Source organism: Candidatus Eremiobacteraceae bacterium, from assembly GCA_035314825.1.
Lineage (GTDB): Bacteria > Vulcanimicrobiota > Vulcanimicrobiia > Eremiobacterales > Eremiobacteraceae > JAFAHD01.
In genome coordinates this window covers 1-12,553 of record DATFYX010000013.1, presented here as the reverse complement: position 1 = coordinate 12,553, position 12,553 = coordinate 1, and the positions used below count along the sequence as shown (strand labels likewise).

Sequence of the window (12,553 nt, the reverse complement as noted above, 5' to 3'; positions counted from 1 at the left end):
GGCTTCGTCAGACAGATCGGCGATGTGGCGGCGCGCGACGGAGCGGAGGAGCCCGATAAAGAAAGTATAGAGAGGTCACCCGTGCGGTGTCCGGACGCCGAGGCGTCCGCGCGCATGGTCGCACGAATCGACGCGGCCAAGAGCGAAGGCGACACGCTGGGAGGCATCTTTGAGATCCGGGTGCGGCAGATGCCGGTCGGCATCGGCAGCAACCGGCAGCCGTCGGAGCGATTGGACGCACGGCTCGCGGCCGCGCTGATGAGCATCCAGACCGCCAAGGCGGTGGAGTTCGGCAGCGTGAGCGGCGATCTGCTGGGCAGCCGATCGCACGATACGTTCGAAGAGCGCGACGGCGCGGTGGTGCGGGGCAGCAACCGCGCGGGCGGTATCGAAGGCGGCATGAGCAACGGCGCGGAGATCGTCGTCCGCGTCAAGGTCAAACCGATCGCCACGTTGATGCGGCCCTTGGCATCGGTGGACCTCGCGACAGGCGCGCCCGCGCCCGCCGCAGTCGTGCGCAGCGACGTCTGCGCGGTGCCGGCCGCATCGGTGATAGGCGAGGCGATGGTCTGCCTCGCGTTGGCGGAAGCCCTCTCGGAGAAATACGGGGGCGATTCCGTCGAGGAAGTGCGCGAGCACTTCGAAGCGTCGCAATTGGGCGCGGCGCGTGTGTTCGGTGAGAAGAAGCCGACGAGCCCGCTTGGACACTAGAGAAGGCGCTCATCGTGGCAGACACTGGCAAGCAGCCCACCTCTCCTGATCCCGGCAACAACGCCGCGGCCAGCGCCGCCGCTTTCTTGGACGAAGCACGCGGTAAGCTCAAGGCCGGCGACACGCCGGGTGCGCTCATCTGCCTCAAGACCGTCGCCGGACTGGCCGGCTGCCCGCCCGAGCTGCAGGTCGAGGCGGCGAAGATGCTCGCGCAAGCGGGCGACAACGATTCGGCGATCGCCGCGTATATCGAAGCCGGCACAACCTATCTGAACGTCAACAAAGATTACCAGAAGGCGCGCCAGACGTTCCAAGCCGGCCACGCGCTCGACGTCCACAATCTCGATGTCATCTACATGCTGGGCCAAGCCGACGTCAACGACGGGCGCTTGCAGGACGGGCTGGCGAAGTTCATCGACGTGCTGCGCAAGTCGAATCTCAAGCACGTGCCCGCCCTGTTCGCGGCGGGCTCCATCTACCAGTCCAACGGCCAGTTCGATCAAGCGATGCTGGCGTTCAAGAAGGTCTTGGACCGGGATAAGAACCACGTGCAGGCGACCGTGCGCATCGGACAGCTCTACCAGAGCAAAGAACTGATGACGGACGCGATCGGCTACTACACGCAAGCGGCCCAGCTGGCTCGCGAATGCCAGCATTGGAGCACGGCCCGGCAGATCGCGAGCATGGTGCTGGCGATCGACCCGCAGAATCAGAAGGCGCGCATCCTGCTCGACGAGCTCGAGGAACAAGGCCATAGCGACGACGTCGCATCCGCCGACGAGCCGGCGATCGCGCCCGGGTCGCCAACGAAGCCAGCCGCGCCGATTCCGGCGCACCGCCCTGTGCCGACTGGGCCGCGGCCTGAGATCGCCAAACCCGCACCGCCGCCCCAGCGCCCGGCAGCGCAGACTCCGGCGCCGAAGCCGCAGCCTGTTTCCGCGCAGCCAGTCCCGGCTCAGGCAGCGCTTGAGGCCTCCAAGCCGGCACCCACCCCGGTCGTCGCGCAAGTGGCTGCGAAGATCAGTCCGCCACGGCCTGAGCCCGCCACAGCCGCTGCACCTCAAGCACCCGCTGCTGCGACGCCGGCAACCGCTAGGCCTCAGGCGGCGGCGCCGGAAGCGCCGTCCAAAGCGGATGTCGATCGCGAGCGGCAGATGCTGGCCGCGATCGAAGCGCAGCGTCAGGCCGCTCAACAAGACCTCCAGCTGCTGCTGCAGACGCGCGAGGAGCTGCAAAAGGCGCTGAGCGAACAGCGCGCCATACTCGAAGCGGCGACGATGCGCAAGAACGACTTGGACTCGCAGCTGAGCGCCGCTCAAGCGGTCCTTGAGGAGGCCAAGAACGCCGGCGCCGCGGCGCAGGCGCAAGGCGGTGAGGGCAAACAGCAACTCGACGCGCTCAGAGCCGAGCGCACGGAACTCGAAACCGCGCTTGCTTCTCTGCGCTCGGAAGCCGAGACGCTGACGGCGCGCAAGAACGCCGACGAGACTTCACTGCGCGAGCTGAGCGCGCTGCGCGACCAGACCGCGACCGAGGTCGCGGCATTGACCGCCAAGATGCAAGACGCGAAGCGGCTGACCGACGAGCTCGAGGTGATCCGCGCGACGGCTGGCGCCGCCGACGAGCAGGCCGCCAAAGCGCAGACGGCAAGCGCCGAGATCATCGCGCTTGAAGCGCGCCGCAGCGCGCTCCAGAACGATCTGTCCGGTGCGCAGGCCGAGCTGGCCAAACTGCGCGAGGACATGGCGCAGACGCAGGCTCAAGCTGATCAAGCGCACGCGGCGCGCGATGCGGCGCAAGCCGAAGCCGAGGCGCTGGCGGCGCGCGTGGCAGAGCTGAGCGCAGGCGCGAAAGAACTCGAAGCGCGGCCCGGCGCGGCGGCCAGCGTGCCGGTTCCGGCGGTGGCCGTGCAGGCCAACGTCGGACCTCAAGGAGCGCACGCGCGCGCTGCTGCCCACCTGGCAGCCGGCGAATTCGACCGCGCCATCGACGCGTACAAGCAAGCGCTCGAGGCCAACCCGCAGGACGCTGCGGCCGCGTATCAGGCGGGCTCGCTGTTGGCGGAGCACGGCTCGGATCTCGAGGGCGCGGAGCGGCTGCTCACGCAGGCCGCGGAGCTTCGCCCGGATCACGCGGCCACCCGATATCAGCTGGCCATCGTCAAGGCGCGCCAAGGCAAGGTCGTCGAAGGCGCCGAGCTGCTCAGCGCCCTCGCGCGCGCCGACGCGAACAATGGCGACTTCGTCGACCAGTTCGTCGAGCGCATGGAAAAAGATGCGAGCTCCGGAGACATCGGCACGAAATTCCGTCTCGGCCTCGCGTATCGCGAACTCGGACGCATCGAGGAAGCACTGGTGACGCTGCAGGCGATCCAGCACGAGCCCGGCATGGTCGTGCCGTGCCTCATCGCGATCGGCTCCTGCCTGCGCCGCCAAGGGCTCGACGGCGCCGCCGCCAAGCGTTTCGCCAAAGCGATCGAGACGCCGGGATATCCCGAAAACCTCTACCTCGAAGCGCTGTACAACCTCGGCGACCTGTACGAAGCCAAGGGCACGCAAGAATCGCTGGCTCTGGCGCTGTCGTCGTTCGAAGAGCTGTACGCGCGCGACCTGACGTATCGGGATATCGGCGAGCGCGTGCGCGTCGTCAAAGCGAATCTCAGCTCTGCGGAACGGCAGAAGGTCAAACGGCTGCCTACCCGCATGGCCGACAGCCAGGGGAACCAATAGATGGGGCGACGCAACGGCTCCGCGGAACTGCGCAAGAAAGCCCAGGAGCGCCAGCGCCGCAAAGGACTTACTGACGCGCTGCCGCTGTACGTCGAAGCGGCGCGCGCGCTGGAAGCCGAAGACAAGAGCGACGAAGCGATCACGATGCTCAGCGACGCGCTTGCCGCACCCGGCCAGCACTCCGACGCTGCGTCGCACCAGCAGCGCGAGCTGCGCGGCATGCTCGCGTCATTGCTGGCGCAGGCGCGCCGAGTCGGCGAGGCCATCGGCGAATACGAGGAGCTTTTGAAACTCGGCACCCCCGACTCCCAGTCGCTGCAGGCGCTCGCCCAGCTCTACGTCGCGGCCGGCAAGACAAACCTGGCCACCGACCGGCTGCGGCGGGCCATCGACCGCAGCATCGCCGAGGGCGACATCGTCGAAGCGTCACGTGCCGCGGGGCGCATCGCCGAGCTCATGCCGGATTCGCTCGAGGCGGCGACCCAGCACGCGGCGTTGCTGCGCAATATCGGCGACGACGGACTGGTCGCCGTCTTGGACCGCCTAGCGCTGATGTACCGCGCCATGGAAAAACTGTCGCTTGAGGTCTCGGTGTGCCGTGAGATACTCGATCTCGCGCCCTCGCGCGACGATATGAAGCATCGGCTCGTGAGCCTTTACACGCGCATCCTCGAGATGGATCCACATGACGACGCGGCGTGGCACGGTCTGCGCGTCGTCGACCCCGAGCTGGCGGACCAGGTCTCCGTCCTGCTCATGGATGAGCTGACCGACAAACAGCCGCGGTCCAAGGCCGGCTAGGGAAGCGATGCCGGCGTTGCGGGACTCGACGGGCGGCCGCGAGAAGTCCGTTCCCTAGTGTACGCCAAGCGCAAGAGACCATTCTCGACGCTCCAATTTGGGCTGACCGTTATTCTGGTCGCGTTGCTCTTCGTGCTCGCGCTTGCAGCGATCACGCGCGAGGCGGTCGGCGAGCCGGTTGTCCCGCCCGAAGTCGTCCAGTTGCTTCGCAAGACGCCGCCGCAGCTGCCTCAAGGCTTCACCTACGACTTCGAAGTGCTCGACCCGCTGACGCAGCACCCGCTTTCGTCGCTGCCACCCGAAGGCGTGGTCGAGCTGCGGTTGGCTGTTACCAACGCGTCACCGCTGCCGGACACGCTCGAATTTCCGACCTCGTTGCAGTGCGAGTTCATCACGCGACGGGTCGCATCGTTCCTCGGCGGTTTGTTCGTGTTTCCGCTCGAGGTCTGGCGCTCGTCCTACTTCCATAACATCTCGCACAAGCAGACGACCCTGCTGTTCAAACCGGGCGAGACGAAAGTGTTCACCGCGTTGTGGTCGTTCAAACAGACGGGCGGCGAAAGCGCGCCCGAGGGCGACTACCGCATCCTCGCCAAGTTCTACGGCGCGACGTTCCCGATCCGCATTCAAAAGCCGCAGTAAGGGGCGCATGAACCTCGCGCTCACTGGCTTCATGGGCGCCGGCAAAACGACCGTCGGCCGGCGTCTGGCACGCATGATCGGCATGGACTTCGCCGACAGCGACGCGGAGATCGCGCGCGTTCACGGCCCCATCAGCGACATCTTCGCGAACGAAGGCGAGGCACGGTTTCGCGCCTACGAGCGCGAGGCGCTCGAGCGGCTGTGCGCCGCCGACGGATCGGTCATCGCCGTCGGCGGCGGCGCCGTGGTCGATTCGAACAATAGGGCGCTGCTGCGCGCGCGCTGTCTGGTGGTGCACCTGGCGGTCTCGCCCGCAGGAGCGCACGCGCGGGTGGCGCATCGCACGCACCGGCCGCTGCTCGGCGAAGCGCCCGACCTTACGCGCATCACGACGCTGCTCGAGGAGCGCGCAGGCGCATACGCCGACAACGATCTGAGCATCAACGCGGATGGCGCCAGCCCGGGAAAGATCGCCGGCGCGATCGCGCGTTGGTATCGCGAGCGCATCCAGCCGCCGCGGGAGTCTCGATGAGCGACGTCGTCCTTGACGGATTGCCATATGCGGTGATCGTGTGCGACGACGCCGGCGCTCGCATCGCGGACGCACTGGCGGAGTGCGGGCCGATCGCCGTCGTCTTCGACGAGCGCGTGCGGCGCCGCGCTCGAGCGCTGGTTCGCGCGCTGCGCGGCGCAGGCCACACCGTCGCCGGCGAGTTGCCCGTGCGCGGCGGCGAGCGCTGCAAGTCCACGCGGGCTTTGGAGGGCGTATGGCGCTGGCTCGTCGAGAAGCGCGCACATCGCGCCACGACGCTGCTGGCGGTCGGCGGCGGCACGGTCACGGATCTGGCAGGCTTCGCGGCGGCGACGTTCATGCGCGGCATCGCATGGGCCGCGGTTCCGACCACCGTCCTTGGCATGGCCGACGCCGCGATCGGCGGCAAGACGGCGATCGACCTGCCGCAGGGGAAGAATCTGGCGGGAGCGTTCTGGCCGCCGCGCGTCGTGCTGGCGGACCTTGCGGCCTTGCCGTCGCTGCCGCCGCGCGAGCGCGCCACCGGCTTGGCCGAGATCGTCAAGGCAGCGGTCATCGCGGATGCCGGACTGCTGGAAGCGGTCGGCGCCGTCGCCGCCCGGCCTGACGATATGCACCTTTGGCGCGCCGCGATCGTGCGCGCCGCCCGGGTCAAAATCGACGTCGTCGCCATCGATCCAGGCGAGCGCGGCGCGCGCGCTGCGCTCAATCTTGGGCACACGATCGGCCACGCGATCGAGCACGCGGCGGGCGGTCGGCTGAGCCATGGCGAGGCGGTGGCGATCGGCTTGCGCGGTGCGGGTCTCACGGCGCTTCGCACGGGCCGATTCTCCAGGCGCGAGCATGCGAGGGTGCTGCACGGCCTTGCTCTGGCAGGCCTGCCGGTCCATGACGGCAAGCTCGACCTGGCCGCCGTCATGCGCGCGCTCGCGACGGACAAGAAGCGCGGCGAGAACGGGATCCGCTTCGTGCTGCCCAAGCATATCGGGCGCGTCGAGATAGACGTGGCGGTTCCGGAAAAGCTCGTCCGCGCTGTCGTCCGACAATGCTCGCGGCCGCCATTGGCCGAAGAGCTTGGGTGAGTGAGCGATGTAGTCTGCGTGGACGTCGTCGTCGACGTGCCGTCTTCCCAAGTCGACCGGGCCTATACGTACCTCGCCGGCGCTGAGCCGCCGGCATTGGGCGCGCGCGTGCGCGTTCCTTTTGGCGGGCGCATCGTCGGCGGTTGGGTCGTGAGTCCGCCATTGGCGGTGCCGGGCGGAAACGGCGAGCTCAAGGCGATCGCGTCGGTGGATGGAACGGCCGCCCATTTCGGCCCCGAGGCCGTCCGGCTAGCCGCGTGGCTGCGCCGTCGCTATGCGTGCACGTTTCGCGAAGCCCTCAGCGCGGTCGCGCCGCGCGCGCTTGCGGGCGCCGATCGCTCGACGTACGCGTTCGTGAGGCCGCCGCAACCAGGCGACCGGCTGGGCGCCGTGCTCCATAAAGCTTTCGGCGAGAAGCCGTTCGGCACGATTGCCGCGGCGCGCGCGGCGACTCGCGCCCGGCTGCGCGCAAATGCGGCGCGCATCGGGGCGGAACTGTCCGCGTTGGCGCGGCGCGGGATCATCGCCCGCGGGCCGGGCAAGTCGCGAAAGGCCACCCGGGCTGCCCCCCGCCCTTCGTGCGCCGTGCTCGTAGACGCAGGCGCCGCCAAGGGCGCCGTGCAGCAGCGGCTGGCGGCTGCGCTATCGGAGCACGGCGGGCGCCTGCCGATCGCGCAGGTGCGCCGTACGGCAAATGCGTCGGCCCAAAGCGTCGCGCGCGCGGCGCTGGCGGGCGTTCTAAGGATAGAAGAAGAGGCACGCGGCGCACCCGGCGCGGCGCGCGCGGGCGCGCCGGCTTTTTCGCCGACGGACGAGCAGCGCCGCGCCATCGAAGCGATCGATGGGCTGGCGCGCGGCGGCGGCGGCGTGGCGTTGCTGCACGGCGTCACCGGGTCGGGCAAGACGTTCGTGTACTCGCGGCTGGTCGATCGGGTGCGCGGCCGAGGCGGCCGGGCGATCGTGTTAGTGCCCGAGATCGCGTTGACCCCGCAGACCGCCGCGCGCTTCACCGCGCTGTTCGGTTCCAGCGTCGGCGTGCTGCACAGCGGCCTGTCGGCAGGCGATCGCGCGCGGGTGTGGGAGGACGCGACGGCGGGTGCCATCGACGTCGTCGTCGGCGCGAGATCTGCCGTGTTCGCCCCGCTTCCCTCGCTTGCGCTCATCGTCGTCGACGAGGAGCACGAGCCGTCGTACAAACAGGACGTCGCGCCGCGTTACGATGCCGCGGCGGTCGCGCGCCAGCGCATGCGGGCGGCGCACGGCGTCGTGGTGCTCGGCAGCGCGACGCCGAGCCTCGAGACGTATCGCGAGGCGACCGCGGGCGAGATCGGTTATGTGCCGATGCGCGCACGCGCGACGTCAGCGCCGTTGCCGCCGGTAGAGATCGTCGATATGACGGGCCACGGCGGAGCCGCCAAAGGCCGCTCCATCGGTCCCGCGCTGCTCGACGCCATGGAGCGCGCGATCGCGCGCGGCGAGAAGGTCTTGCTGTTCGTGAACCGGCGCGGCTATGCGGGGCTGCTGCTGTGCCGCGCCTGCGGCTTCGCGCCGCGCTGCAAGCGCTGCGCCGTGTCGCTGGTGTTGCATACGGCGGATCAGTCGCTGCGCTGCCACATATGCGGCGATGGCTACCGCGTTCCCACCGCGTGCCCGAAGTGCGGCGCGCCGGATCTGCGCCCGTACGGTTTTGGCACGCAGCGCGTCGAGGAAGAGATCGCGCAGCTGCTGCCCGAGGCGAAGGTCGTGCGCATGGACTCGGATACGACCAGCGGCCGCGGTGCGCACGCGCGCCTGCTCGATTCGTTCGGCGGCGACGGCGACGTGCTCGTCGGCACGCAGATGATCGCGAAGGGGTTGGACTTCCCGACGGTCACCGTCGTCGGCGTGGTCTCTGCGGATCTCGATCTCAACCGGCCCGATTTTCGCGCCGCCGAGCGCACCTTCGCGCTATTGACCCAGGTCGCGGGGCGCGCAGGCAGGGTCGCTCCGGGCAGCCGCGTGGTGGTGCAGACGTATTCGCCGCAGCACTACGCCGTGCGGCTTGCCGCGACGCACGACTACGATGCATTCGCCGCGAAGGAGCTCGGCCTGCGGCGCGAGCTGCACTATCCGCCGTTCGGCCGGCTCGCGTACATCGGGGTTTCAGGTGTCGACCTCAAGGCGGTGACCGAGAGCGCTGCCCAGATCGCGGCCACGTTGCGCGAACGCGCCCCCCAGGTGGAGACGCTTGGCCCTGCGCCCGATCCGATGCCGAAGGCGCGCGGTGAGTACCGCCTGCGCGTGGCGATCAAGGCGCAGTCAGAGGACGCGTTGCTCGACGCGTGCGCGCGGGTGCAGGCCCTGCGGCGCCGGCCGGAGGCGCGCGTGACGGTCGTCGTCGATCCGCGCTAGAAGCGCACGCCCGCCCCTAACTGGAAGCCGCTCAGCGACGTCGGCGACTGGTTTTGGTTCGGATAGCCGATGTAGTCGTAGCCGAGCTGGAGCAAGACGCCGGACTTGCCAGGGCGCAACATCACGCCGGCTTGCGCCGCGCTGATGGCTGCAGTGGTCCCCAGAGTCGTCGCCGACGGGTAGTAGATGAAGCTGGCGTAGGGCGAAACGGGGTGGCGCGTGTCGGGGAACAGCGCTGCGCCGATTCCGGCGCCATTGGCCGAGGTGCTCGTCGTCGAGCGCTGCCACGATCCGTAGCCGAGCCCTACGGCGAACACGCCGCCGCCCGGCTGGTACCACAGCGCGCCCTCGCTCAAGTCGATGACCGGCGAGTCGGCGCCGTGGACGACGTAGTCGTGGAAGCGCAGCGTCGCGGCGTAGCTCTTGGAAAGCCGCCCCGCTATCTCGGCGAAGAAACCTGACGAGTTGGATGCTGGGAACGGCGATGGAGGCGCGGCGGTCGCTTCCCGTAGCGGGATGACGCCGCCAGCCGCGGCGGCGCTATCGTAACCGAAAATCACGTAACCGTTGCCGATCGGACCCGGCGTTCCGGACGGTTCCGGCGTCGAGAACGGATTGCTCTGCTTGCCTTGCGGCAGCGTGCCGGACGCATTCGGGGCCGGAGTCGGCTGCTGCCCGCCTGCTTGGGGTACGCCGCCCACCCCCGCGTTCGCAAACGCTGGCACGAGCAACGCGAGGGCGACCAGGATACCGGATGCGGCGCGCACGCTCTAGTGTTTCTTGGCGGCCGCCGTGCGCTTGGCCAGGCGCGATTTCTTGCGATTGGCCTTGTTCTTATGGATGATGCCGCGGGCTGCGGCCTTATCGTGTGCTGAAACCGCCGCTTTGACGGCCTCAGGCGTGGGTGCGTCGACGGCCTTCTTGAAAGCCGACTTCAGCGTGCTCTTGACCGCGAGGTTGCGTTCGCGGCGCTTCTCTGAGGCGCGCGCCCATTTCTTGGCTGATCTGATGTTGGGCAAGTCTCTATATCTCCTAGACGAATGCAAAAGACGATAAATCATAGCACGAAAGCCGCAATAGGAGCAAGGACGCCCGCGGGGACACGAGCGCTGCATGATGAAAACGTCGCTGTGAACGCATCGTTTCTACGAGTGCTGGCAACGCCTGCGCCGTCCGCGCGCATCGTCGACGCGGTCACCGATGCGCTCGCCGCAAGCGGGGGCCGCATCTTGATCGCAGCCGTCGATCCTGACATGGATTGTGCGGTCTGGGATGCTGAAGTCGATCGACCCGCCGGGGCCGCGGCGAGCGCTGCGGCCGCGTTACGGGTGGACTCGCATGCGCGACTCCACTTCTTCGGACTCTCCGCGTCATCCGAGCAGGCGCCAGACGAAGCCGCGCTATGCGCGATGCTCGGCGAGACATTGGACGCGCCCGTGTACGCCGCTCGGCGCGCCGTGCCGGCTTCGCAATGGGTCGCGGATCGGCCGTTCGTGCTTCGCATCGACGGGTTTTCGATCGCGCGCGTACAGGCTGACTACCTTCGACCCGGCGGCCGCGGTCTCGGCGTCGCGGTAGAGCTCGGGCCGCCGACGCTATGGCTCAAGGCGATGCTGCATGCCGTGCCCGGCCATGCGCTCAGCCGCATCTGCGACGCGGCCGGGGGGCCACGCGGCGGCTTGGCGCACATCGGCGCGTATCCCGGCGTCAGCGCGCGCTCCGGCGCGCCTTTCCTCTTGATCGAATGCAGCGATCCCTCGAAATCACCGCTCACCCGCGCGCTGGAGATCGTCGATATCGAGGCGGCGCGCTACGGCGGGAGCATCGGCGCGACCGCGTTGTTATCGCACGTGCCGCTCGACGCGCTGCTCGGCACGCTGGCCGGCGGGATGCCGCTGCACACGCAGCCGGCGCAGGTCATCGAGACGCACCTGACACGGCCGGCGCGTTGAACGATCTGTTCGGCACCGACGGCGTGCGCGGCGTGGCGAATGAATTTCTGACGCCTGAGCTCGCGTTCGCGCTTGGGCGCGCCGGCGGCTTCGTGCTCGCGCGGCACGGCGCGCAACGCCCGGTGCTGGTCGGGCGCGACACGCGCATGTCAGGCCCGATGCTGGAGGCGGCGCTGTGCGCGGGCTTGGCATCGGTGGGCCTTGATGTCTGGAAGCTCGGCATCATCCCGACGCCGGGAGTCGCCTACTTGACCCGCCAGTTGGGCGCCGGCGCGGGCGTGATGATCTCCGCGTCGCACAATCCGATCGAGGACAACGGCTTCAAGTTCTTCGCCTCGGACGGCACCAAGCTCGCTGACGCGATCGAGGACGAAATCGCTGCGCTCGTCTCCGCACACGACACGCTGCCGCGAGCGACCGGCGCTGCGGTCGGCGAGATCCTCGAACGCAAGCGCGTCGTGGGAGCCTACGAGCGCCACTGCGTCGCCTTGGGAGCGGCGCTGAGCGGCACGCTCGTCGTGGTGGACGCCGCGTTCGGCGCGGCGTACGCGATCGCCCCGCGGGTGTTCGAGACTTTGGGTGCGTCGGTCGTGCCCTTGCACTGCAAGCCGGATGGACGGCGCATCAATGTGAGCTGCGGCGCGACCCATCTGGAGCCGCTGCGCGCTGCAGTGGCGCGGCATCCGGGCAGCGTCGGCGTGGCGTTCGACGGGGATGCGGACCGCGCGCTGTTCATCGACGAGGCCGGCGACGTCGTGACCGGCGATCACATCCTTGCGATCTGGGCGCGCGAGTTGGCCGCCGCCGGCGCGCTGCCCAAACGCACGATCGTCGCGACGGTCATGAGCAACGTCGGATTGGAACGCGCTCTCGCGTCGGAGGGCATCACCTTAGAGCGCACTGCGGTCGGCGACCGCTACGTGGTCGAAGCGATGCAGCGCGGCGGGTATCGGATCGGCGGCGAGCAGTCCGGGCACATCATCGACCTCGAAGCGAACACGACCGGTGACGGCATCGCCACCGCGGTGCGGCTCTTGAGCCTGCGAGCGAAACACGGTTCGCTGCACGAGCTGGCCCGCATCATGCGCGTGTATCCGCAAGTGCTGCTCAACGTCCGCGTTGGCGACAAGCAACGCGTGCAAGCAGATGAACACGTCGGGCGCGCGATCCAGGCGGCCAGCACGGCGCTGGATGGCTCGGGGCGCGTCCTCGTACGTCCTTCCGGAACCGAGCCCATCATCCGCATCATGGTCGAAGGGCCAGATGAAGCGCAGATCCACCAGCTCGCGAAGACCCTCGCGGCGGAGGTCGAGGCGGCAGCGTCCCGCAGTGAGAGCTAGGTCACACCCCTGCGGAAAGGGCTGGGAGCCGGCGAAGCGAAGCGCGAGGACAGCCAGACGCGACGCGATATGACGCGGCGTTTTGCGACGTGAATATCCTTTCGTAGGATGCGCCGCTTCCGACGAGACGGAAGCATCCGCCGCTCGATTCCCGAGCAGGTCCCGACAACCGCAGATAGATCAGCGAGAGGACGCATTGCGCCGAAGCTTCGCTTTTCCGTTCGTTTTGTGTTTGCTGTTGGCGGCCGCGCCGGCCGCAGCTGACTCGATCACGCACACCGTCTCCTCCGGTGAGACCCTGTCAGGGATCGCCGACCGTTTCGGCGTGTCCTTGAGCGCGCTGGAAGTCACCAATCATCTGACCGACACGAGC

The 12,553-nt window shown here is 68.7% G+C and carries 11 protein-coding genes; 9 read left to right on the top strand and 2 right to left on the bottom strand.

Features of this window, described 5'->3' with window-relative positions:
* The 7 genes from VKF82_03090 to priA all read left to right on the top strand — a co-directional run.
* A partial coding sequence (locus VKF82_03090) for a chorismate synthase (protein ID HME81043.1) occupies window positions 1-711 on the top strand: 711 nt, incomplete at its 5' end.
* A 14-nt stretch (window positions 712-725) separates the two neighbouring features.
* On the top strand, window positions 726-3,440 hold the full coding sequence (locus VKF82_03085) for a tetratricopeptide repeat protein (protein ID HME81042.1): 2,715 nt from the start codon (window positions 726-728) through the stop codon (window positions 3,438-3,440).
* Window positions 3,441-4,241, top strand: coding sequence for a hypothetical protein (locus tag VKF82_03080; GenBank protein ID HME81041.1), 801 nt, complete (start codon window positions 3,441-3,443; stop codon window positions 4,239-4,241). It begins immediately after the preceding gene.
* Window positions 4,242-4,298: 57 nt separating this feature from the next.
* The gene (locus VKF82_03075) at window positions 4,299-4,883 is read left to right on the top strand and encodes a hypothetical protein (GenBank protein ID HME81040.1); all 585 of its coding nucleotides are present in this window, start codon (window positions 4,299-4,301) and stop codon (window positions 4,881-4,883) included.
* 7 nt (window positions 4,884-4,890) lie between these two features.
* Complete coding sequence (locus tag VKF82_03070; protein ID HME81039.1) at window positions 4,891-5,415, top strand: shikimate kinase; 525 nt, start codon at window positions 4,891-4,893, stop codon at window positions 5,413-5,415.
* Complete coding sequence (locus VKF82_03065; protein HME81038.1) at window positions 5,412-6,497, top strand: 3-dehydroquinate synthase family protein; 1,086 nt, start codon at window positions 5,412-5,414, stop codon at window positions 6,495-6,497. The genes VKF82_03070 and VKF82_03065 overlap by 4 nt, the downstream gene beginning before the upstream one ends.
* Complete coding sequence (gene priA, locus VKF82_03060; GenBank protein HME81037.1) at window positions 6,498-8,888, top strand: primosomal protein N'; 2,391 nt, start codon at window positions 6,498-6,500, stop codon at window positions 8,886-8,888.
* On the opposite strand, the gene VKF82_03055 is transcribed toward priA, so the two are convergent.
* Together VKF82_03055 and rpsT are read right to left on the bottom strand one after the other, a co-directional pair.
* On the bottom strand, window positions 8,885-9,655 hold the full coding sequence (locus tag VKF82_03055; GenBank protein HME81036.1) for a hypothetical protein: 771 nt from the start codon (window positions 9,653-9,655) through the stop codon (window positions 8,885-8,887). The two genes, priA and VKF82_03055, sit on opposite strands and share 4 nt — an antisense overlap.
* A gap of 3 nt (window positions 9,656-9,658) precedes the next feature.
* Window positions 9,659-9,907 carry a 30S ribosomal protein S20 gene (gene rpsT / locus VKF82_03050; protein ID HME81035.1) on the bottom strand — a complete coding sequence of 83 codons (249 nt, stop codon included), beginning with the start codon at window positions 9,905-9,907 and terminating at the stop codon, window positions 9,659-9,661.
* A 111-nt stretch (window positions 9,908-10,018) separates the two neighbouring features.
* On the opposite strand from rpsT, the gene VKF82_03045 reads away from it, so the two are divergent.
* Both VKF82_03045 and glmM read left to right on the top strand, forming a co-directional pair.
* Entirely contained in the window at window positions 10,019-10,840 is an 822-nt protein-coding gene (locus VKF82_03045; GenBank protein HME81034.1) for a hypothetical protein, read from the top strand.
* The gene (gene glmM / locus VKF82_03040; GenBank protein HME81033.1) at window positions 10,837-12,180 is read left to right on the top strand and encodes a phosphoglucosamine mutase; all 1,344 of its coding nucleotides are present in this window, start codon (window positions 10,837-10,839) and stop codon (window positions 12,178-12,180) included. The genes VKF82_03045 and glmM overlap by 4 nt, the downstream gene beginning before the upstream one ends.
* The last annotated feature ends 373 nt before the right edge of the window (window positions 12,181-12,553 follow it).

Excerpts from the sequence above, each read along its gene's own strand:
- VKF82_03080 (HME81041.1), top strand. The coding sequence starts at position 3,441 with ATGGGGCGACGCAACGGCTCCGCGGAACTGCGCAAGAAAGCCCAGGAG.
- VKF82_03070 (HME81039.1), top strand. The coding sequence starts at position 4,891 with ATGAACCTCGCGCTCACTGGCTTCATGGGCGCCGGCAAAACGACCGTC.
- VKF82_03065 (HME81038.1), top strand. The coding sequence starts at position 5,412 with ATGAGCGACGTCGTCCTTGACGGATTGCCATATGCGGTGATCGTGTGC.